Source organism: Paucilactobacillus salsurae (genome assembly GCF_054784995.1).
Map to the genome: position 1 here is coordinate 72,112 of NZ_BAAHWX010000006.1, position 22,513 is coordinate 94,624.

Below are 22,513 nucleotides of genomic sequence, written 5' to 3' on the forward strand. Positions count from 1 at the left end.
TCACTTCCTTTTTTATGTTGGCTGATACGGCCATACCTTGTCACCAAGATTTACCATTGGTTGAGAAATCGCCATGTGTCCTTTTCCATCTCCAGTGGCAAACATGATTGATACTTGTTGCGCCCCTGAAGGAACTTCCATAGGATTAAACGTCATATAAGCCCAACGGTTTACTGTAGCTGCATTATCAACAAAGCAGTTATACCGTTTAATAACTGAGCCATCTGACTTTTCAAAACTAATGGCCATACCCGTATCTTTCAAACTGGTGCTGTCATATTTAATGAACCAATAGGACAGCGACAAAAGATTCCCTGTATATGGCACCACTGCCAGATGTTGCCAACAATTATCACCTTTGTTTCCGTTATTCATAGCTACTCCGTTGTTGCCGTCATGACCGAAGCCAGTATGATACCAAACACCGTTGTTAGACTTCCAGTTTGTCAATCCGTCTTTCAAACTGGCATTCTTTAGCAAATTAGGATGTGACATGATTCCCGACATTAAATCGAACCAATTGTATACTGGGTCACCATCTTCCATAGTTGTGCTTTTCATTGTCTGTTCATCAGCAGTGTATTTCAACATATCGGCAAAAGTTAAAAGCATATTTTTATGTCCATCACCGCCAAATGCATTATCACCCATAACCCCATACACCATGTATGCAGTATCAACACCATTACCATCTTCTTTGTTGATATTGGAATTCATATACATTCCGTCAGAAGCTAGTCTTGCTGAAGCGTTAGGAACATCATTCTTGTAATCTGTTTCGTCATTGTACGAACTATAAGAATAACCGTTTGCACCAAAAAGAACTCTGCTCCAACCTGCAGTATTTCCAGCACTTGTTGTACTGTTACTAATACTAAGGATTTCGCCATCTTTAATTTCCAACGTACCCGCTACAGTCACGTTTGATTCATTTTTGTAGCTAAATGGAATAGAAATATCAGGGGAATTGATTGTGGCAGAATCAATCTCAACAGATACTAGTTTAGTGAGTACTAGGGTGGATTGATCAATTTTAAACGGTTGCCATTTTCCTGAAGTGTAGACGAAATAACCAGTTATTTTAGTACCATCATCATTAATCGTTTGTTGATACCAAATATCAGTCTCTTTTGGATTAGTAGGTTCATGAACACTAATAGTGACAACTGGAACATCTTTACTGCCTGGTTGCCCAGGGGCTCCATTTGCACCACGTGTTAATTGCCATACGTATTCCAAAGGATTCACTGATTGAGCTGGAGTTGAATCAGTATAGGTTCCAAGATAGTCTCGATTATGGGCCTCAGTCTCATCAGTGGTAAAGTCCACTTTTCCGTCAACACTATTCGCATAAGCAATATGCAAGTATGAACTAGTGCCGTCTTTACCGTTGTCCCCATTTCTGCCGTTTGACCCTTTAATTAGTGACCATTTGCCCACATAGTCAGCTGGGTTATCAGAAGATATCGGTTGATTTTTCATCGGCACAATTGCAACATAGGATTTACCATCAGGTGATACAGACATATTTGTGCCCTTATCATCATCAGCATATCTAATCCACACATAGTAAGTATCGCCATTACGAATTCCATTGATTTTTTCACGTAGAGCTTTCAATTGTTGATCAATAGTACTTTGCAATACAACGTAATTAGTGAATGTAACAGACCCTTTTGTGACATCAGTATATGATTTATCCAACGTAGCAACTCTAGCCTCTAAATAAAGAGCTGGGTTGTAATCATGGTCAATAATCTTAACCGTGTCACCAATATCAAGTGTTGGGTCAATGATTTTAACATCAGCCACATAAGTTTCTGCTGGTTTACTACGGTCGACTAATTGACTGAGAGTTCTATTGAACAACTCTTGTACGTTGCTTGTTTCATAATCATAGAAATTCTCAACATAACCTTGGTCGCCAGGATTAAATTGTTTATTAGCCGTAACAGCACGAATAAACGGATCTCCAGCTTTTGATACATAATCTCCGCCGTTATATTCGAGATCTTTAAAACTAACGTGTTTCTGTGGCTTAGAGGCGTCACCTGTAGAAGTATCGCTTGTATCTTGAATTACTGAACCAACTCCCGCAAGAGCAGTAACGAAATCCTGCCTCGATTCGGTTTTAGTGATGTCATTCAATTCGCGATTGTAAACAATTTGAATATTGTCTTGATGGTAACCAACCTGCTTGTACACATTCACTGCATACTTTACTGGCACAGTGCCCTTCATATCAATGACAAACTCACACTCTGCATTATCGAAGCCTTTAAGAATAGACAGTAACCTGCCTAAGCCGGTATCTCTCCCGGTATAATTAAGTGTTCTACTGAGGCCTTCTAGTTGATTAACATTTAGCTCCCATGGTGTACCATCTGTCACTAGATCAAAGTAATACTTGAAATCATGAGGTTCTTCAAAATACCAAACGTCCATCGCTTTATTGATTAACTCAATACCTACATCTTCCGTATAAATCTTCTTCGATTGCTGTGTTTCATCGTAGTACAAAATAGAAAACGACCAAGGCTTTCCTTGATCGTCCTTAAATACAATATAATTTCCGGAAACCATGTATTGAGCTGCAGGGTCTGACTTGTCAACTGTGAAGTTATACGTTGAAGCGCCAGCTGTCAATTCCTTATGGTGAATATCATCATAAATCTGAGATGTTGTAGCTAGAGTGTTCTTACTTCTATCTAATACATAAACTTGCAATTCAAAGCCTCCTTAAATATATTTTTTTCGTATATAAGCCTTAACTTCAGGTGCGCTCGCAAAATCAGAATACATGAAAGCAACTGTATTTCTACCTGGTTTAGCAATGATTGATTTTGAACCAATTTCTTGATATCCCAAAATTAAGGTTCCGTTTAAGTTACTTTCTACAGCACCTTTATTATCTTCAACTTTCAAAACATCACCGTCATGAAAAAGGTTTGGAATGTCTACATAATGTTCTACGTTATCTTTTTGAATCCAAAAATCGTATAAGTCGTTATACATAACATTGTTATGCTTAGTTACGTTTCCCCAACGAGCTTTCCAATAAGATACATTCTGGCACTTGATAGCCGCGCTATCAGAATCATCGTAGGTAACAGTTTGTTTTGTTTTCGGCCCACTACCCTCAACATTTTGAATGTTAATCGTATACGTGTTTCCGTAGCGTTTAATTTCAATTGAACCAAAGAAGTTGTCCCAACGTGCATTGTTATTATCTCGATATATCCAACCTTTGTCGCCAATTCTGATTGAAAAACCGTTATGTTTATTGACGTCTTTCCACATTTGAACGCATACTAACAGTTCTTTATCCGGCCCAACAAGATTGCATTGTTGAAGCCCCGATTGGCTCATGTTCCCAAATAAGAATTGAACATAGAACCGAGCTGTGAAGTTGACTGCCCCAGTTGCTCCTTGTGAATCAGTTGCAAATTCAGCAGTTGCAGATGGCCCATGCCACCCGCGTCCTGACGAATCGCCAGCACCCCAAGCCGTTTTAATATCAGCCTGAGCGTTACGTAATCGCCAACGTTTTTCTTTGATAACACTAGGATCTTCAAACGCGCCACTTTGAGTTGCCTTTTCGTTTGAAGTATTAATAGTTGCGTTGTTAATTGTCCACTGTTTCAAGCCGTTTGTATTATTTTGGTTCGTGGTAAATATCCGTTCGGATTTGCTTAGTATTCCTCCGTCTTCTTCACTAGGATTACCAACTAGGATTGATTGATCACCATTGCTGAATCCAAAGAAACCGTTGTCGCCCTTATTAGTTACCTCAAAACGAACTGGTACCGGCAATGGACCATCGTTTTGAATCTCCAATGATTCGGTAACTGGCAGAGTAGCAGAAATATTCAAGCAAGCATAGTCTAAATATATGACTGTTTTGTCTGTTGCACTTGCGTCATTGGTTGCAGTCATGGCATAAAAATAGCCATCACTATCAATGTAGTTAATGGCCTCATTTGCTGTATTAAATGAATACGTGTTTTTGTATGGTGAACTAGCAGTATTAGATTCTATGCCAACCCACTCTGTTCCGTTCCAAAGTTGAACTATAACACCGAACCCATTAGCTTCTCGTCCAAAAGACCAACAATCGAACTCAAAATGAGTCATGTTTGCTCTAAGCCATTCAAGTTTAGCATTTTTATCTACAATTCCATACTTTTGCCAAAATCCAGGGTATACCTTATCAATTGATTTCAATACGTCAAACTTCATCATCAACCTGGTTGAATTTCCTTCAGTATCACGAGTATACGAATCGTAGTGCCCATCTTCTTGTTGAACAACTGCATATGAATTCTGATACCACTCCCACCAAAACGAATCTGGTGTACGTGATTCATTTTCTTTATCTTCAGCGCCCCAAATTGAATTAGGATTGCTGGTTAAGTCATTTTTGATTTTACCTTTAAAATCGATAACAAAGTTTTCAGTTTTTTCTTCGTTGTCCAATGTGAACTCATCTTCCTGCATAGCGTATGAAAATGGTTCATAACAAACCCATTTAATGGTTCCTGTTAGATTCACACTATCATCTTCAGGTAGTGAGATTTCACCTTCTGGAATTGCTAACCAATATCTATCCATGTGATCACTAAAAATCAATTTCTTAGGTTCTTTTGTGTAAAGAATTTGAGCAATTTGTCTTGCCTTTTTTCGAACATCACCACCATCAATAATAAACGGCATTTCAATAACCCGTTCATTAAAATGAGTACTTCTAAAAATTGGCCCGTCTCTTGAACCAATGTCGACAGGATCATCAGTTCTTTTAGGCAAAATAAGTTCATCTTTCCCCATTGTTGGTTTTAGGTATTTACTAAGTTCAATACCATCAAACCAAACTTGTAAAAGTGCCATATTATTTGATCCCCCTTAATCGATTACTTTGTGATTCCAGCCGTTCTTGTTCCTTAGTAATTAATGGAGCAACACCACGTGCCATTACGTCACTATCAAGAATCACCGCAACTTCTTTGCTATTTTGCGACTTAATTGCAGTTACTAACTCTGAAACACCTTTGGCAAGTGCAGAAACCTGGTCGAATAAATCATTATTCTGCCTAATATCTGTATCGCCTTGATTGACATTGGTAAAAATGGTATTAACAATTTCTTTTGGTTGTCTAACAATATCTGCGCTAGCAGGTACGTTTAAACCTTCAGCAAATTGAGGCAATCCAGGAAACATTCTAGATGTTTGATGAGCAGTAAAGATTTTCGAACCCATTGGAATATCCATAATCACGTTACGACCTTGTGGAATAAATTGCTCTCCAGTTGGTAATTGAATTAACTCACGGAAAGTTGCGCCCATCTGATCGTTGACCATCGCTGGCCCACCTTCATAGTTACGTGAACCTGTTTTCTTACCTTTAATGTGCTTAGTAATGTATTCTGTGATTGATTTAAACACATGTGTAACAGGGCTTTGTTTGTTCCACGATCTAATTGCAGAAATGGCACTTCTTGCTGGGCCACTCGCATTATCTTTTGCAATGGCTGATTTCTTACTTGCTGGTAATTTATTCCAAGCACTAACGTTGCTTCTAGCTTTGTTGACATTACCTGAAGCTAAATCATTTGCTAAAGCTTTTTTCATCGGCATTGACATTGAATTCCATGCATTCGCTGTACCATGTGCTCGATTGATTTTTCCAGAAGCTAAGTCATTAGCAATCGCATTTTTTACACTCACCGGCATCGTGTTCCAACCTTTTACCATGTTGTTTGCGTTGTTCATTTTACCGCTAGCCATATCGTTCACGATTGCATTCTTAACTGATACTGGCATACTGTTCCATTGTGCAGTTGAAAGCTTAACACCTTTCATCGGGCCAGTAGCATTATCTTTAATAGCAGCCACCTGTTGCTTTAATGTCATGCTATTCCAAGCTCCAGTTGATTTCAAAGTCTTAATCATATCCGCTCCACCATCAGATTTAATAATGGCTTTTTGTTCCTTTAGGGTTAACTTGTTCCATTCACCTGATTTTGTTAACGAATTAATAATGGGCAACGATGCTTCATCTTTAACTAGCGCCTTTTTATCAGCCAGTTTCATACTATTCCAACGATTACTCTGAATGGCCGCTTCAACAACCATGGCTTTAACGTTTGAAGAAGCATTTGCTTTTTTGGCATTGAAAAGCATTTCATTCCATTTATCTTTTGATTTAGCTGCCTTGTTAACTTCATCCTGGGCGTTTTGTTTCAGTTTCCCAGTTTTAGGATCAAAAACTAATTTGTTCCAGTCATTTGCAGCTTTCTTTGCATGTTTTGTCATATCATTTGTGACTGTCATTAATGAACTATTGGACTTTGCAGCCTTTTGAGCAGCTTTTTCATTAGCTGACATAACAGACTTGTAAGTCACACCGTAATCAGAAAGCATTGTATTAATCTCATCAATTGAGTACCCCTGGCTACGCCACATTTCAATTTCATCACCTAAATATGAATTCATTGTGGATGCATGTTCTTTTTTCAATGCCTTAGATTGTTGGTTGTAAGATTTTTCAGAAATTAAACCTTCTTTGTAGCTATTTTTCAAAGTTTTACTTCGTGTCTGGTACGACTTCTGTTCTTGGTTAATTAACTTGTCTAAGCCATCCATTGCATCAGCAATCTGTTGTTTATTCATCGACTCAATATCACCGTTTAGTGCTTTTTGAATAGCTTTCTTTTTTGATGCTGAAACATTTAACAATGAAACTTCATCATTCGCAAGCTTTTGTTGAGCGTTTCTAATAAAGACCGTTTCATCAGAAGTTAAATCTCGATGTTCTTTGCTGGCTCTCTTATAGATTGCCTGCACATTCTTAGTCAGTGCATCATCTTCTTTAAGAAGTGCCGCATTACCTTTTTTCTTAGCATCCAGTGATTTTTGAGCTTCACCACGAACGCTGGCAGGAAGTTTATCAACATCTTTTTGCATTTTAGAAATTGAATCATTTGAATCTTTTTGCATTTGTTTAAATGCTTTACCAAATTCACTGCTCATTTGTTTAGCTGAAGATGAAGAACTCGTACCAAACGTATTTAACTGTGCGTTAGTAGTCGACACAAACTGGCTCATTTTTGTGAGTGATTTGTCGGCTGCTGCTCCAACATCTGAACCCCATTTGGAAGCTCTTTGAGAAGATTCATAAGCTTTCTTGCCCCATGCTTCCCAAATAATTGTACCCGCGGCCACTGCTGCACCCACACCAATGATAGTAGCTCCTAATGGACTGATAGCGGTACCTAGAACACCTGCCTCACCCCCGGCAGTTAAGAATGTACTGCCTAGTAGGCTAAAACCACTACGCGCATTAGTGGCAGTACTATTAGCCGTAGTTAATGTTTTTCCAAATTGATCAACAATTCCAGAACTGTTACCAACGGTATTAGACATACCACCTACTACAGTTTCGGTACCTTTAACAGTTCCATTTAAAACTGCTGTTTTTGCGCGCCATCCTTCATACTTACTAATAACGCCCACAACACCAGAGCCAAGTTTACCGAAACCACTAAATAAACCACCCGTCAGTTTCAATAAAGGGCCTCCAGCTGCAACAGCCAATCCCATATGTATAATCAACTGTTGTGTTGAATCGTCCATTTTACTAAAGCCATTAATTACATTCGTGGCTTCTTTTACAAGCGGCGTTAAGGTTGGTAGAAGTTTCTCACCTATCGTTACACCAAGAAGTTGAACAGATGATTGAAATCTTTTAATTTGATTAGCTTTTGTATCGTTTAATTGGTCGGCAACCTTTTTAGTTGCACCACCAGCATCTTCAGTATTCTTAGTCAGTTCACGAAGTTTGCCAGAACCTGCATCAATTAATGCATTAGCGGCGGCTTGATTTTCACGACCAAATGCTTGTGCTAAAGCTTTTCCACGTTCAGCATTTGACCAACCTTTTGTGCCGTTAGTAATATCATCAATTAATTGTGGCAGGTTATGCGAGTCTTCTTGTAGCCGTTTAGAGCTTAGACCCATTGCTTTAAATCCAGCAGTATTTTGAGTAGTCGGTTTAACCAACGAAGTTAAAATACCACGTAAGTTTGTACCTGCTTTTTGGCCTTCAATACCCCGGTTACTCAATTCACCAATTGCAGCAGCTGTTTGTTGAACGCTCAACCCTAATCCTTTAGCAACTGGTCCAACGTAGCTCATAGCTTCCGACATATCGCCAAAACCAGCTGCAGTTGCATTAGCAGCATAAGTTAGCGAATCGGTAACCATTTGAGTATTCTTCATGGTTCCTTGAACCGAGTTAGTCTTCAACCCGAACTGCTCAACAATTGAAGCTGTAGCTTGCATTACAGTTCCCAATGATTCGCCCGAAGCCTTAGATGCATCTAATACGGCTGGCATAGATCCCATAACTTGTTTAGTTGTGAAACCACGCTTAATCATTTCAGACATAGCGTTGTTAATTTCTGTGGTAGAAATACCGTACTGCATTGACCATTTCTTTGAACTGCTTGCTAACTCATCTAATTGAGCCCTGAACTTAGCTGTTACAGCCCCAGCATTGGTTAACAGTGGGCCCATGGCACTAATCTGTGAGTCAAAATCAACTGCCGACTTGGCAGCCAAAGTAAATCCTAAAGCCAATGGTGCAGATACTTTGCTAACCTTTGAACCCATGCTACTAAGATTCCCGCCAATAGATGAACTAGCCTTACTAACTTTATTTAATGCACCAGTCCACCCTGTGGTTTCAACTCTAGCCTTAGCCATAGCGCTAGCATTGTTAGCTAATTGCGTTCTGAATGATGCAAGTTTTGCATTAGCGTTCTGTAATTGTGTTGCTAACCTTGTAGTTGCTTGCGTCGCTTTACCATTAACAAAAGAGTCATCATAAGACTTTTTCAGACTTTTGACGACTCTTTCTTGTGCTGTGATTACGCTTGTTAATCCACGTTGCTTAGCAGCTAAAACATCTAATTGTTTCCCACTAGCTGACATGACAGACATTCCAGACTTCATCTCAGCCATTGCATATTTAACCTGTTGCTTAGCACCAGTTAATCCTTTGCCAAATGATGAGCTATCTAATCCTAACTCAATGACCATTTGGCCTAATGGTTCTGCCATTTATATTGTCCTCCTTTCCTATATTGATCTAACAAAGTCAGCCAGTGACATAACTTCTTCTTTAGCTTCTGGTTCCACATCTTCTGCCTGTATCGTGCTAATCAGTGTGTTGTAGTCAGTGTCCATAACATCGTTAATTGAGAATCCTGGATAAATTTTTAAAATTGATTTAATCATTTTATAAACTCCGTCCAGAGCTTCTTTAGCGGAAACCTTTTCGTCTAGGCTTCCGCTATCTCGTTTGGGTCGACACCAAGCATTTCTGCAATAGTATTTTCCATATCATCTGTTGCTGTTGCGGAACTCAATCCATCTAATACAGCGTCTGCAGTAACACGTTTGTCATCAAACAAACTGGCAATAAACTTAGCCTTTTTTTCTAACCATTCAGCCTGTGTGATTTGCGTTTCTTCGATTGATTGATTCATTTTTAACATTTCAATTTGTTTTCTAAATGGTACAAATGTCTGTTCAAAATGTTCTTTTTTTCCTTTGATCATTAAATCAATTGATACTGGTTTTGTCATTGTTAATTTCTCCTCACATAGCAAAAAAAGCCGCCCGTTTCCGTATTGTGTATTTCAGCGGCGACTTAGTTATTTTTAATTTTTTATCCTGCAACTGGATCAGTGACATTGATTGTTACATCACTAGTCTTGCTACCATCTTTCGTAGTTCCAGTTGCCTTAGTAGATCCTGCTTTAACAGCTGTTACTTTACCAGTAGCGTCAACTGTCGCAATCGTTGTATCGGCTACTTTATAAGTAACTGTCTTTTCGGTTGCGTTGTTTGGTGCTACAACAGCATTTAGTTGTGCTGTTTTACCAATTTCAACAGATACTGTGGTTGGATTAAAAGATAATCCAGTAACAGCGACTGTTGTTTCACCAGCGTTCTCAGCTGGGACTACACTTTTGGGTCTCCTAGAACCTGTGTAGTTAATGCAGTAATTGTTTCTTCATCTGAACCAACATATTTACCGACATATTGGCCATTAGTTTCATCATCTTTGTCAGATGCCATTGCTGTAAAGTCCCAATCATCTGCTTCAGGTTTGTAAGTTTCCGAAGGATCCAATGAGTCTGCGGATACTTTATCACGTGAGAATACGCCCTTAAAGAAGCCAAATAAGGCTTTTCCACCGTGTCCATCTGATGATTCCATCAGGACTGAACAATAAGGTGCTTCTGTATCATTTCCAATATACGAAATCTTGTTGTCGCCAGTCTTGAATCCTAATAACCGATCTGATGCGTCTTCAGGCATATCCAAGATACCTAGTGCAACGGCAAGATCACCAACACCTTTACGTGAGATGTAATAAGTGATGTCTGATCCAGCAACTTTTGTAGCTTTAACTGACATACCTGAAATTTCAAATTTTGTTGTTGCACCTTTGTCTTGTTTACCTTCAATAACAATAACATCACCGTTTGGTGTGCCATCAGCCATGTATGGTTGAATCTTCATTCTTTTAAATCCTACTAGCATAATTTAATTCCTTCTTTCAATTTAATAATTAGTGTCATATAGTTTTGTGTTTCCTTCATATCTACGAGCATCAACATACATCCCCGTGTCAGCGAAATACTCATCTAGACCATCGGATAGTTGAGACAAATTAAAAGCAGCCATCACTTTTTTGATAGCTGCTTGAATTTGTTTACATAATTTTCTATCAGTTGACTGAACATCTAACTGAAAAATAAAGTTTGTCGTTAATCCTTGATTACTTCCGCCTGTTTGATCTTGGGGTGGACGCAATGGTTTGATGATTAGTTTAGTTGATTTGGTATCTTCACTCTCTGGAAAGTCGTAGTAAAAGATATGGTTTTTCAACTTTGATTCAATTAATGAATCATTTAGCAACGCATCGTAGATATTAGTTAGCATGTCTTGAATCATAATAATTTCTCCAATTCATGTTTTTCTAATTCTTTCATCTTCGTTTTAGATGAATCCCAGGCGTTTTGAACTTTGCCTGAACCACGAGGTGAATAAGTACGGCCAAAGCGCGTGTAGCCAAATTCATTAAGATGGACAAGCCGATACCGTTGTACTGAACCGTTTCCATCCCAACCAATGTGAACAAGCCTTGTACCATGTTTTAATCTTGACTTTCCAACAACAACTTCATGAACAGTCGCTCCAGTATCACGATACGAAGCAACTGCATTCTTGAGTTGGACTGCCATATATCGGCCAGCAACTTGCAAAGCCTGGTTAGAATATTTAGCAACTGCTGCAGAACCAAGTTTCTTTTCCATTTTTTCGAGAACTTCATCCATTCCCCTGATTGTGACATCTCCACCATTCATGATCCATCACGTCCTAAAATAATCTTAACGAACCTATTATTTTCAAAATCATGTGCAACTTCAACAATATTCCACTGTTTAAATGTCTTATCTGAGTTTTGATATCGATAATCTTGTATCTCAACCAAATCTGACGTTGATGGGATATAATCACCCAACGGATCTGGTATTTTAATTGTCAATCCTTCGGTAACACTATGTGCATCCAACACAACTTGATCCTTTGAACTTGGATCATATGCTAAGGCGAGACAATGAAAAAGTTCATCACCTTTATGTGTGCCTGGCTCAGGGCCATTTGAATTTTGACTATAAAAATAGACTAGTGTATTTAACTGACTAGTCTTAATTTCTGGTATCTGGTATTTATTCAGTACCGTCACTAGAATCACCTTCTTCACTAGGTTTGTACCCTTTTAACGATAAACTCATTAAACGACTACTGAAATTGTCTTCAAAATATTCAAGTGAATCATTATAGCTATACCTTACCCGCTCATTGACAAGTTCAATGAATTCAGTATCAGTTTCATCTGTAAAACCAGTAATTTGCTTAATAGCGTCCACTGAAGCGTTAATTGAGGACTGTAAATCATCATCTTGCGCCGTATTAAAGATGTGTAAACGATCTTTAACGCCTTGCAACAAATCTGTATACGTGACTTTTTCGCTCATCTAATCACCACCTAAGCGGCTGAAACTGTAACTTTAACTGACGCGGTAAATGCTCCACTAGTTGCAGTAATGTTGGCCGAACCTTCTGCTACTGCTGTGATAGTGCCATCTGTCCCTACAGTCGCAATTGCTTCATTATCAGATGCATAAGTAATTGCACCATTCACAGTTGCAGCATCATCAGCATCAGCTGGATCAGATGTGGCCGTTACTTGCTTAGTGTCGCCAACTTTCATCGAAGCCGTTGCCTGGCTCATAGTTAAGCTAGTCGCTGGTTTCGGAGTTGGCTCTACGCTTTTGGGGCTGTGGTAGCTTCTGTTGGTGTAGTACCTGGTGCAGCTAATGCTAAATCATAAACAACTGCAGCATTATTATCCTTAGCTTTGCCATAGAAGAATTGTTTTGCAACATATAAATCCATATCCTCAATTGCTAATGTTTGGTCGAACACTGCAATACTTAATGGGCCAGCTTGGTATGCATCGTAACGTCCTTGAACAAAGGCGATTACTTTACCTTCTGGAGCAAATTCTGATTCAACAGTACTTAATCCAAATGGAAATGCTGTTACAAATTGGCCTGCTAAGTTTTGTACCATGAATTGCGCTTCAACGTCTAATGAATCACCAGGTGCCATAATAAGTACAGTCTTACCTTTAGCAACAACAGGATGTCCATTTTCTTTTGTTGATAATGTTTTAATCAACCCTGCTAATTCCTTAGCAGCTGTCTTAGTATCAGCAAAAGTTAATGTACCAGCAGATGCCTTTTGTGGATAAGTTGTTACTTCGTTAGCTGTAGTACCCTTTGATAAATCACGATCTAAACCAATTGGCTTGTCGTTACCATCACCAGAAATAAATGCAGCTTCAGCTCCTGCAGCAAATGCTTCGGTAATTTGTGTAACAACATATTGTTTGATCCATGATGGGCCAAATGTTTCGATATCTTTTGGCAATGCTACAAAGGCAGTTGCTTTGCTTTGATCAGCTTTTGTAACATCGAACGTAGCGTCAAGTTGACCTTTGATATCGCCAAAGATCTTACCCCAAACGATTGCACCCTTAGCATCAGATTGGATAATCTTCAAACTAATACCTTGATTTTGTAATCCGATTACACTAAGTACTGGATGTAATTGAACCATGTCATCGAATACTTCTGTGACAACAGTTTCAGGTAATAGTTTAGGTTCCTTAGTGCCAACTTCAGTAGTTAATTCGTTAAAGAATTTAACTTCTTCATTAGTCATCTTTGGGTCTTGACGTTGTGCAGCAAAGGTTGCTTCGGTTGAATTTTTAACTTGTTCTTTGATTTCGGCCATTGTGTCTTCACTTAAGGCATCCATCATATCTGTGAATGCTGCTTGTTGTACTTCAGCTTCTGCTCCACTTTTAACAGCGTCCGCATAGGCTGTACGTTTTTCTTTAAAGTTAGTAAATTGTGTTCCACTTAATTGCATAGTCATAATTTTATGATCTCCTTTATATTTGAGCTAAAAAACGAACATCGGATTAACCCGTTGCTCGATTTTGTTTTTCTTATTCAACTTGGTTGTTTCTTCAAAATCTTTAATCTTGCTATCAATAATGTCTTTAATTTCACCAATGCTTTCATCACTTAACGAAATTTGGACTGTTTGATCTTTTACGGATTTATTTTTTAAAAGCTTCTCCCTTGCTTCACTAATCATATCTGTGGATACCAATCCGGCACCAAATGCATTAGTTAACTGTAAATCAGCGTCAGTTTGTTTATCAAACATGATTTCATCAACTAACCCTTTTTCTTTAGCTTGTTCAGCATTAAGCCAGGTCGTTTCATTCATCATATTTAATACTTCTTCTTCAGACATACCAGTTTTATCAATGTAGGGTGTAGCAAAACTCTTATTAAAAGTTTCGAGTACTCCGGCTTCCTTTTTGTGATCATTAGAATCACCAGATACTGTTGACTGCACATTATGAATCATCATTTGTGCAGTTGGGCTCATTTCAACATGATCACCAGCCATTGCAATTACAGAAGCAGCTGAAGCAGCCATTCCTACAATATGCACGTTGACAGTTCCGTCATAGTTCCGTAATGCGGTATAAATCTCACTACCAGCATCAATAAGCCCGCCACCAGAGTTCACAATAACATCAACTTCTGACCCGTCATCAGGTAGAGCATCATTAATGTCACTAGGCGATACAGCTGGCATTTTGAAATAATCGTAAAACCATTTATCGCCGTCTGAAACAACAGGGCCCTTAATATTAATCTGTGGTGTCATTATTATCACTTCCTTTCGTTGTGTCATAGTTTTTGGTCATGACAAATGTATCTCCACCTTCGCGCGGGTCATAACCAAGCTTTCGTCTAATCTCATTAGGACTAAATGCACTGCTTGAAATCGTCTTATCAATTGCTTCAGCCATTTCAAACAGATCAGGTGTATCAATTCCGATTGTTTCAACATGTTTACCCGATCTAAATTCAGATTCGGTAAACAATTTGGCATTTAATTCATCCCTAATTTTCTTCAATAGCGGTTGAATACAGAACTTGATGTAGGCTTTATTGTTCTGATCAACTTCTGCCATTTGGCCATGGATTAAAGCAGGTGGTACACCAAGAATATTTGCCACGTCATCAGTAAATGAATCTAGCAGTCCACTCACCTGGTTAACGTCTTGGTTCTTATCTCCCACGCCACCAGATACTTCGTTGTAATCAAACTCTTTAGTAACAGGAACAATTGCAACACTATTCTTCTTAAACGATTGAAAAATCTTATCAATATATTTTTGCAATGACGCTGAACGCTGTTCTTGTGTCCCATTAGTCACGTTTGCCTTAACAGTTGCTCGGATTTGATTGTTACGTAAATTGATCTCAATCAATCGCCCAAATAATGTTCCATAATCATTCCATAAGCCACCTACGTATCGTTCTAACTCTTTACTGTTGTACTTCATGTACCATACTTCATCCATACTGAATGTTCGTTGAAATGTGTATTGTTTAACTGTTACCCCACTAAATGTATCTGAATAATTGGCATATTCATTTCGCACAAAATCATCAGCCACTAACAGATCATCAGTATCATTTTTGATAACTAACACTTCGTTATCCGATAGCAATTTATAAATTACTTCTTGCCAAAAATTAGCAGCGGATAAATCAGTGTTTGGTTTAACATTTAGCTTATACGACCATGGTGTGTCTAACTTCTGAACACCGTTCATAAATTGAAACTCAGTAGTACTGATAGATCGAGCAATAAAATTAATCACTTTATCCATGGCCATTCGTTTTGCATATACCTTATTACCAATATCGTCTAGCAAATCAGCATCGTAAATATAACTAGCATCTTGCCGTCTAGTAAAAAGTTCCATGAAATTTTTAAAACTTGCCACATAATCACCTTCTTTCAATTTAAAAATCTAGGCCTGACAACAATCCCAGTTCTTCGTCTATATCAACGTCTGGTAAATCATCAGCGTGCCACAGGCCGTATTCAAAACATTTGAAACCATCCGTCTTACGTCTACGTTCTTCTTTTTTGCCATACTTCTTGTTTCCGTTCCGATCAATAGTGACCAGAACATTTTGTGTATTCCAACGCATTAATGGATTATCTCCCCAAATGAATTTGTTATTAGCAAAGCCATCTTCTATTCGGGGAGCTAATAGACCATCAGCTGCAGTTGGATTTCTAATTACTTCAACTTCAAAGTCAGCATCTTCAAAGAAGTGACGCAACAAGTCAGCCCTAAAGTTATCAATCCAAATTGTGTCGATCATGTAGTTGTCTCTTTGCTTAACAAACCAATCAACTACAACCTTTGGATCAATAGTTGGCTTGTTTTCAATTGTTAGTAACCCTGCGTTTTCCCAATCTTCAATTGGAGCTGCATTCTTTGGCCGTGCTTTTTCATTGCTAGAATAGCCATAATATTTATCTACAAAAGCTTTGCGCGCCCACTGATGTTGAATGTGGTAATACTTGCCGTGCATTTTAAAAGTCAACCCTGCAGCACAGAAGTCACGCATACTTGCAAAGTCGACAGAGCCCATTGACTCGCGTCCCGACAAATCAGGTAATGGCTGATTAGTAGCTTTAATTTGTTCATATGGAGCCACCGACTTTTCAGGATCAACAAGTGGTAAGTTCATCCGTTTCGTCATAAACTCTTCTCGCATACTGGGCTGTGACTGCATTTTGATGTATTGCTTTTTGACTTTGCGCTGCAATGTTTTTCCATACTCTGTCATTGGTTTGACCAGCATTGGATTTGCCATTTGCCAATTATTTTCATCATCAACCTGTTCCGGATTATCCAATTTACACCAAAAAGGGAACATCGTATCTGGCGGTAATTCACCACGCATAACTTGTAATGCGATTGCCTTTTTGCCGTCTAAATATCCATCACGAACGTAACCATCTGATCCTAATTCAAATTGTCTCGATTCAGGTACCTTACCAAGACCTGATTCATAAACCGCAACTCCTGAATCGTCTTGATACATATGAATTTCATCAAAGACATCAAATCCGTCTCGCAGACCATCTTTCGTCTTACCATTAGAAGTTTGGTAAACCACAGTAGAATGTGTATCAGCAACTTCAATTTTTGATTTATTAGCATTGAACACTGAAAGTCCTTCAGCATTTGATTGAACAATATTATATATTTCTTCAATCGAAGTCTTGGCTTGGTCTTCTGAATTAGCAACAATTGAACCATTGTAACCAGGTATTCCATTTAAAGGGCTGATGAAGTAAGCGCTCAGTGCACTAATTAATCCATTTTTTCCAGCTCCCCGACCAACAATCCAAAAATGTTCATCATAATAAATATCATTTGTTTTCGAGTCATACAAAAAGACGAAAGCAATTAAGAATTTTTGATACTGAGCTGTTGGAAAAAACCACTTCTCAGTGAACTTAATGCAATCGTCTATCTTCTCTTCGTCAAAATATAAATCTTCATTTATGAGCACATATTTCCTTAAATACTCAATTAACATGATTCGTTCTTTATTCAGTAAAATAATGCCGTTATCGTAGGCTTTTAGGTACTCATCTACATACTTTTGATGAATCATACCAAACCACCTTTATTCCCCTTAGGGGGCGTTTTAGGCGCGTTTTTCCGAATAGGATTCATCATACTTTTGATGTTTTTTTCCAATTCAAGCAACTGTGTGTTCAGCCTTTGCTTCTCTGTAATAGCTGGATTGATTTTAACAAACTTCTGAGTGCTGTTTTCCACAACAATGGCTACACCATCGGTGTTTAGCGTCTTATCTAATTTTCGATACAGCTTTTCTAAATCAATATAACGTTCAATTTTCTTCTGCAAAAGTTGGTCTTTTTGATCACTATTATCTCTAAAATATCTTTCCAATTTGGTTAATGTCACTGCACACCCCCCCTATCTAAGTAAATTTTTAACACATTTTTCCGAAGTCGAGTCCTATCCACCGGTTCCCATTTCAAATTTCTGAGTGAAATTTTTTAGGCGGGGGGGTAGAAAAATTTTTTGAAATTATTTTCTGAGAAAGCATTTTTCCACATAGTAACGAGCTGAGACCTTTAATTGAGCTGACATGGCCTTATTCATCACATTGGCATATGCCTTAGCCTTGTGGATAGACATGAATGCTTTGTCTGTCATGGTTAGGCCATAAGCTTTCTTTATTACTACATACACTACCTGTTCTTCCATGCTGTCCTCCCTACTCTATCCACATCTGATTATTAACTTGATCAATATGAAGTTCATGAAGTGTTGGTAACTCTTCTGACTTGAGATAGAACATGACGTGATACATGTTCTTGCCTGTGTCCCTATCGTCATTATATGTGTGGTACTCATACCTGCATGACACTATGGCTGCTGGCTCATCATTAACATATAATCTTGGTATTTTACTATCAGTGCTTAGATTGATATAGATGTTAGGCTTATGTGCTGTGTACTTCATATCTAATCCCATCGCTCATCATCACTCCATTTGTTCTTAATCTTATGTTGCTTATCCTTTGATGCATAGTTGAATCTGTGGTGTCGTTTGTTGTGGCAGTCCTTACACAATGTTCTTAGGTTATCCGCATCTAATGCTAAGTCAGGATAGTACTCTAACTCTTTGATGTGATCTACTTCTAATACGCTATCTGCTTGAGTAGTGACCTTGCCATCAGCCTTACACCTCTGGCACTCATAGTTATCACGTTGCATAACCCAGTCACGCAAGTGTCGCCACTCCATTGAGTTGTAGAACAATGCACGTTGTTCGTGTGTATCTGTCTTAATGTTCATAGCATTATCTTTTAACTCACCCCACAATAAAACCGCCACAAGAATTGAACCCGTGACGGTTGATGTATAAATATAGTTCTATTTCTAATTTGGTGAAAGGTGTTGAAACTATGATGAAGAACACAAGTCTAGGTTCAATCCTTCACGTATTTAACAAAAAAATGATATCCAATCAGAGTACACGCTGTTGTCGAACAGATCATCGAATTAAAATACTATATCGCTCTCTGACAAAATATCATGCTATTAAGATAACACCACGGAAGCAATAAGTCGGCACTATTTAGGGTGCTACTTTGTTGATACCACGTTACGTTATTCAAACAGGTTAATTTGGTTTGGATCATCATGTACGTCCCACATATCTAACCAGGTCAAACGGCGCTTTAATTCAGCGTGTAATCTTTTAATCGTAGCGTATGAATACCCAATATCAGGGATATCAGCAATCTCTGATAACGATAGCCCGTTGATATATTTCTCTTTGAGTATTCGATTCTCAATACCGTCAAATCTATCCAATAGCTTTAATACTTCTGCACGCAGTTGATAGTCCTGTTCTAAGTTACGTTCATGACTCGCAATGATATCTTCGAGTGCAGACGCTTTCGAGTTCTTGTTTAGTTTAACGGTACTTAAGTCGCCATCTTGCCACCTTGCTAATTCAATCAGACAACGTTTCATATCTAGCTCAATGTTCATGATCTCTTCTTCATTTGCTAAATATGTCTGTAGCCATTGAAAACTATTATGATCTTCCAAACCCCTGTCACTCCTGTCTTTTATGGTATAATCATTTTGAAGTTATGATTTTGAGTGGTCGGGCGTCCAGAGATGGGCGTCTTTTTTTATGCAATTTTCAATAATACCCAAGCCACAAACATAATGAATGCCATTACGTTGAACATGATTACTAATCCTTGTACTAAGAAATAACCTGCAATTACGCCTAATGTTGCCATTACATATTTCATTTGCCAGCGTCCCCCTTGAATCGGAGTGCTGTAATCCGTCTAGTAAGCGTGCTTCGATAACCTTTCATGTACATAACTTGCGTGTTAAGCAATCCCTGTTGTTCAAAATCTAGTTTCTGAATTGCTTGTTGAGCACTTGCAATTTTAAGATCAAGGTCATTTTGTTCGATAATTAAATCTCTTAGTGCTTCCTTAGTCGCTTTCATTTAGTTTCCTCCCACACATTGGACAATAGTTAATTGTTGTTGAACCGCCATATCCATTTGAACCATTTTCTTCTAACCAACCATTGCTTGTGATTGTAACGTCCATGCTGTCATAACCGTTAGCTTTGATGATTGGCTTATATGGCTCATGGCAATACACACAATTTTCATTCATTATGTTCACTCTCCAATAGCTCTGCATTTTCGTGGATATTTCCGATAACTTCAAACTCATAATCATCAGCAGGGATAATGGATTCATAATCACCGTCCAAATAATTTAGTTTTAACGAACATTGAATGATGCTAATTTTTGCTGGTACAGAAATCCCTGTGACAAGAACTATGTCGTTTTCAAAAATATCAATGTGCAACTTATCTTCTAAGCCGGTCCACTGTTCTAAAATCACATCTTCAAATGGCACTTCAGTGTCACGTTTAAAATCAACGGTTTCACGGTACCAATCAATTAGTTTTACTTTCTCTAAAACTTCACGTTTCTTATTCCACGCTCTAAATCTAGGTATCATCTTCATTCCTCCCACTTAATCAATTTCTGTAACTTGTGATCAATCAGCCAAAACACGAAATCGTCATATCTATTCCATGTATGAAGCCCGTGTGATAACCGATTAAATGTAGTTATTGAATACGGTGTTTTTGCGTTTTCCCGTTTCAACTTGTCTGCTAACTCACTGAATGACATGTCTGTGTTATCAGATACATATTTGTAAAACGTTGTGTTTACCTTCATAGCTAATCCTCATACATAATTAGTGCTGAAAACATGTATAGACCGTTACCCTGCGTCATTTGGTATTTGATATCAATAACTTTTTTATTCAGAATAAAATTGTTAATTGCGTCATCTAATGGTGAAATCTGTAATCCACCATATCTAAATAACTTTACTTTCATATCTATTCCTCCACATATTCCCTTGGCAGTTGCATAATCCATTCGGGTGCGTTTAAGTCTTTGAGTTGTGAATCTGTGAATAATAATTGATACATGCTTCGTTCAGTGCTCGCATCAAACTCTTCTACCTCTGTGTTATAAGCAACATAACGTTTATCACCGCCAAAGGCTAACCCTTGCAACGGAACTCTAAACTTCCGCTCTGCTAGTTTGAAGCCGTGAATTAAGCCACGTGCAATTATTAATTGACGCTTGCCTAATTCTTGACCGTTGCCACTGGCTAACAGCCATTTTTTAGTTGTTTCATCATCTGTCAAAAGCCAACTGAGGTTAAACAAAGTTTGATGACCTACAAGCTCTTCATAAACATCCCATGGTATTTCCTCTGGCACTTTGACTTTGAGTTGATCCTTGACTAGGTCGGTAATGTCGAATTTAGTATAATTTGCCGTGTGAAAACTCATTTCTATTTCATTATCAAGAGGACTATATGTGTATCCACTGTCTCCAGTTAATTTTCTTTGGTTAGCTATCGTTTTATAAAATTCATGCAGTGTAGTTTCAATTTTCATCCTTTATTCACTCCCTATTTGTATATAACAATTAATTATCTTGCATTATGCAACCCGTATTTTAGCAGTCGTTACCATACTGTATTGATGTCCCTTAGAATATTTGCTTGCCATGTCTCGATCTAAAAAAACTTTTAAGATATGATCCTTAACCTTCACCACATAGCACTTCACTTCTCTGTATTCATTGTGCATATCCGTACCCCTTACTGAATAATTTTTAATGCGTCATCAGCGCTTCTAGCCACACCGTATAAAACTGGGAACTTAGCTATATAATTTGCAAATGTTTTCTGATCAGGTCGTAGCTTACCTTTTTCATTTTTAACTTCGACTAAAACCATTTTTCCGTCTGATTGACGAAATCCTGTAATATCTGGCCACCCTTTCGGGAACAACATAATTGTGCGATCATCCTTAGTTCTAATTTTTCCAGCATTACTTCGACAGACTGTGCAACCTGCCCTGGACAATGCAACTAAAATCTCTGATTGTATTTGATGTTCTGATTTGATAAGTTTCACCTCGATGTGACAGATAATGTGACGGATAAATAAATCGCTGATGATTTACTCCCACAATGTTTTTGAATGTCTTGTGACAGATGTGACGGATATTTATCAAAACTCTTTTCTCTTATATACATTCTTTTTCTTCTCTATATATACTTTTAACTAAAACATCCGTCACATATATAAAAAAGTGGGTCTATTGGTAATAGTGTCAACGGTTGTAGCGTTTCAATCATCCGTCACACATCCGTCACATTTTTTATTTAATCCAATCTAATCTAGTATCTGGTGTAATTCTTAAACCTGAGTAAAACCTTCCATTACGATCTTTTGAATAATCGAACTTCTGTTGCATCTCTCGTCCAAACTTTTGCTTGCTCATTGAGTATTCTGAATTTTCTACTGCCCAATTTTTATAAGTTTTAAACAATTCACCAGCTGGTGCTCGATATGATACATCCGTATCACAGCACTCATTCACAAACATTGTGATTACATCCATCTCATCACGATATTCTTTGCTAGCATTTGTCACACTCTCTGGCGGATTTAATCCTTCACGTTGCCACTTCAGTGCTCCCTCAACAATCCAGTTCAGAATGCCAACTGATTCACGTTCAAGTTTGTACTTCAGGTCTTTATCGACTTTCTCAATTGGAATCTGAACTTTAAATGGAATCAACATTAATCTGCGCCAGATACCGTCATCAGTCCCACGAATGATTGGCTTGTGGTTAGTTGCTAACCACAACTTGAATTGTGGTTGATATTCGAACTCTTTGCCGTATAGATAACGTGCTGTTACGGTATCACCACCAGTTAATTGCTTGACTAATCCTTCATCCAATCGGACTCCGTCATTTGGCTCTGATGATGTGACTAGCCGTGCATTTTCTA

The 22,513-nt window shown here is 38.2% G+C and carries 30 protein-coding genes; all 30 read right to left on the reverse strand.

Features of this window, described 5'->3' with window-relative positions; all coding sequences use genetic code 11:
* Positions 1-12: 12 nt before the first annotated feature.
* Entirely contained in the window at positions 13-2,727 is a 2,715-nt protein-coding gene (locus tag ACYVQZ_RS06760) for a phage tail spike protein (protein ID WP_461240646.1), read from the reverse strand.
* Between the two features lie 12 nt (positions 2,728-2,739).
* The gene (locus ACYVQZ_RS06765; protein ID WP_461240647.1) at positions 2,740-4,884 is read right to left on the reverse strand and encodes a distal tail protein Dit; all 2,145 of its coding nucleotides are present in this window, start codon (positions 4,882-4,884) and stop codon (positions 2,740-2,742) included.
* 1 nt (position 4,885) lies between these two features.
* Entirely contained in the window at positions 4,886-9,118 is a 4,233-nt protein-coding gene (locus ACYVQZ_RS06770) for a phage tail tape measure protein (RefSeq protein WP_461240648.1), read from the reverse strand.
* A gap of 18 nt (positions 9,119-9,136) precedes the next feature.
* A complete protein-coding gene (locus ACYVQZ_RS06775) occupies positions 9,137-9,295 on the reverse strand; it encodes a hypothetical protein (protein WP_461240649.1) in 159 nt (52 codons plus the stop codon).
* Positions 9,296-9,339: 44 nt separating this feature from the next.
* Complete coding sequence (gene gpG / locus ACYVQZ_RS06780; RefSeq protein WP_461240650.1) at positions 9,340-9,645, reverse strand: phage tail assembly chaperone G; 306 nt, start codon at positions 9,643-9,645, stop codon at positions 9,340-9,342.
* Positions 9,646-9,728: 83 nt separating this feature from the next.
* Positions 9,729-10,061 carry an Ig-like domain-containing protein gene (locus ACYVQZ_RS06785; RefSeq protein ID WP_461240673.1) on the reverse strand — a complete coding sequence of 111 codons (333 nt, stop codon included), beginning with the start codon at positions 10,059-10,061 and terminating at the stop codon, positions 9,729-9,731.
* A complete protein-coding gene (locus ACYVQZ_RS06790) occupies positions 10,025-10,588 on the reverse strand; it encodes a major tail protein (protein WP_461240651.1) in 564 nt (187 codons plus the stop codon). The genes ACYVQZ_RS06785 and ACYVQZ_RS06790 overlap by 37 nt, the downstream gene beginning before the upstream one ends.
* A gap of 42 nt (positions 10,589-10,630) precedes the next feature.
* Entirely contained in the window at positions 10,631-11,023 is a 393-nt protein-coding gene (locus ACYVQZ_RS06795; protein ID WP_461240652.1) for a hypothetical protein, read from the reverse strand.
* Positions 11,020-11,436, reverse strand: a complete 417-nt coding sequence (locus ACYVQZ_RS06800; protein WP_461240653.1) for a hypothetical protein — start codon at positions 11,434-11,436, stop codon at positions 11,020-11,022. Before ACYVQZ_RS06800 ends, ACYVQZ_RS06795 begins: the two co-directional genes overlap by 4 nt.
* Positions 11,433-11,819 (reverse strand): hypothetical protein, encoded by a 387-nt coding sequence (locus tag ACYVQZ_RS06805; protein ID WP_461240654.1) that lies wholly within the window; start codon positions 11,817-11,819, stop codon positions 11,433-11,435. The genes ACYVQZ_RS06800 and ACYVQZ_RS06805 overlap by 4 nt, the downstream gene beginning before the upstream one ends.
* The gene (locus ACYVQZ_RS06810; protein WP_461240655.1) at positions 11,803-12,111 is read right to left on the reverse strand and encodes a head-tail connector protein; all 309 of its coding nucleotides are present in this window, start codon (positions 12,109-12,111) and stop codon (positions 11,803-11,805) included. The genes ACYVQZ_RS06805 and ACYVQZ_RS06810 overlap by 17 nt, the downstream gene beginning before the upstream one ends.
* Positions 12,112-12,122: 11 nt before the next feature.
* On the reverse strand, positions 12,123-12,455 hold the full coding sequence (locus tag ACYVQZ_RS06815) for an Ig-like domain-containing protein (protein ID WP_461240674.1): 333 nt from the start codon (positions 12,453-12,455) through the stop codon (positions 12,123-12,125).
* Positions 12,401-13,573 carry a phage major capsid protein gene (locus ACYVQZ_RS06820; RefSeq protein WP_461240675.1) on the reverse strand — a complete coding sequence of 391 codons (1,173 nt, stop codon included), beginning with the start codon at positions 13,571-13,573 and terminating at the stop codon, positions 12,401-12,403. Before ACYVQZ_RS06820 ends, ACYVQZ_RS06815 begins: the two co-directional genes overlap by 55 nt.
* A 33-nt stretch (positions 13,574-13,606) precedes the next feature.
* A complete protein-coding gene (locus ACYVQZ_RS06825; RefSeq protein WP_461240656.1) occupies positions 13,607-14,389 on the reverse strand; it encodes a head maturation protease, ClpP-related in 783 nt (260 codons plus the stop codon).
* A complete protein-coding gene (locus ACYVQZ_RS06830) occupies positions 14,373-15,521 on the reverse strand; it encodes a phage portal protein (RefSeq protein WP_461240657.1) in 1,149 nt (382 codons plus the stop codon). Before ACYVQZ_RS06830 ends, ACYVQZ_RS06825 begins: the two co-directional genes overlap by 17 nt.
* Before the next feature lie 19 nt (positions 15,522-15,540).
* Positions 15,541-17,217 (reverse strand): terminase TerL endonuclease subunit, encoded by a 1,677-nt coding sequence (locus tag ACYVQZ_RS06835; protein WP_461240658.1) that lies wholly within the window; start codon positions 17,215-17,217, stop codon positions 15,541-15,543.
* Complete coding sequence (locus tag ACYVQZ_RS06840) at positions 17,214-17,534, reverse strand: P27 family phage terminase small subunit (protein ID WP_461240659.1); 321 nt, start codon at positions 17,532-17,534, stop codon at positions 17,214-17,216. The genes ACYVQZ_RS06835 and ACYVQZ_RS06840 overlap by 4 nt, the downstream gene beginning before the upstream one ends.
* A 126-nt stretch (positions 17,535-17,660) precedes the next feature.
* Entirely contained in the window at positions 17,661-17,840 is a 180-nt protein-coding gene (locus ACYVQZ_RS06845; protein WP_461240660.1) for a hypothetical protein, read from the reverse strand.
* Between the two features lie 261 nt (positions 17,841-18,101).
* Complete coding sequence (locus ACYVQZ_RS06850) at positions 18,102-18,434, reverse strand: HNH endonuclease (RefSeq protein WP_461240676.1); 333 nt, start codon at positions 18,432-18,434, stop codon at positions 18,102-18,104.
* Between the two features lie 315 nt (positions 18,435-18,749).
* Positions 18,750-19,196, reverse strand: a complete 447-nt coding sequence (locus ACYVQZ_RS06855) for a sigma-70 RNA polymerase sigma factor region 4 domain-containing protein (protein ID WP_461240661.1) — start codon at positions 19,194-19,196, stop codon at positions 18,750-18,752.
* 86 nt (positions 19,197-19,282) lie between these two features.
* Positions 19,283-19,408 (reverse strand): hypothetical protein, encoded by a 126-nt coding sequence (locus ACYVQZ_RS06860; RefSeq protein WP_461240662.1) that lies wholly within the window; start codon positions 19,406-19,408, stop codon positions 19,283-19,285.
* Complete coding sequence (locus tag ACYVQZ_RS06865) at positions 19,405-19,614, reverse strand: crAss001_48 related protein (RefSeq protein ID WP_461240663.1); 210 nt, start codon at positions 19,612-19,614, stop codon at positions 19,405-19,407. Before ACYVQZ_RS06865 ends, ACYVQZ_RS06860 begins: the two co-directional genes overlap by 4 nt.
* Positions 19,601-19,789 (reverse strand): hypothetical protein, encoded by a 189-nt coding sequence (locus ACYVQZ_RS06870; RefSeq protein ID WP_461240664.1) that lies wholly within the window; start codon positions 19,787-19,789, stop codon positions 19,601-19,603. Before ACYVQZ_RS06870 ends, ACYVQZ_RS06865 begins: the two co-directional genes overlap by 14 nt.
* Positions 19,782-20,144: a YopX family protein gene (locus ACYVQZ_RS06875; RefSeq protein WP_461240665.1), complete on the reverse strand. Its 363-nt coding sequence runs from the start codon at positions 20,142-20,144 to the stop codon at positions 19,782-19,784. The genes ACYVQZ_RS06870 and ACYVQZ_RS06875 overlap by 8 nt, the downstream gene beginning before the upstream one ends.
* A 2-nt stretch (positions 20,145-20,146) precedes the next feature.
* A complete protein-coding gene (locus tag ACYVQZ_RS06880; RefSeq protein ID WP_461240666.1) occupies positions 20,147-20,368 on the reverse strand; it encodes a hypothetical protein in 222 nt (73 codons plus the stop codon).
* Between the two features lie 2 nt (positions 20,369-20,370).
* Entirely contained in the window at positions 20,371-20,532 is a 162-nt protein-coding gene (locus ACYVQZ_RS06885) for a sporulation protein Cse60 (protein ID WP_461240667.1), read from the reverse strand.
* Positions 20,533-20,534: 2 nt separating this feature from the next.
* Complete coding sequence (locus tag ACYVQZ_RS06890; RefSeq protein ID WP_461240668.1) at positions 20,535-21,104, reverse strand: hypothetical protein; 570 nt, start codon at positions 21,102-21,104, stop codon at positions 20,535-20,537.
* 45 nt (positions 21,105-21,149) lie between these two features.
* Positions 21,150-21,299, reverse strand: a complete 150-nt coding sequence (locus tag ACYVQZ_RS06895; RefSeq protein WP_461240669.1) for a hypothetical protein — start codon at positions 21,297-21,299, stop codon at positions 21,150-21,152.
* Between the two features lie 11 nt (positions 21,300-21,310).
* Entirely contained in the window at positions 21,311-21,619 is a 309-nt protein-coding gene (locus tag ACYVQZ_RS06900; protein WP_461240677.1) for a VRR-NUC domain-containing protein, read from the reverse strand.
* A gap of 256 nt (positions 21,620-21,875) precedes the next feature.
* Positions 21,876-22,513: DNA primase family protein (locus ACYVQZ_RS06905; RefSeq protein WP_461240670.1), on the reverse strand; the 638-nt coding region annotated here is incomplete at its 5' end.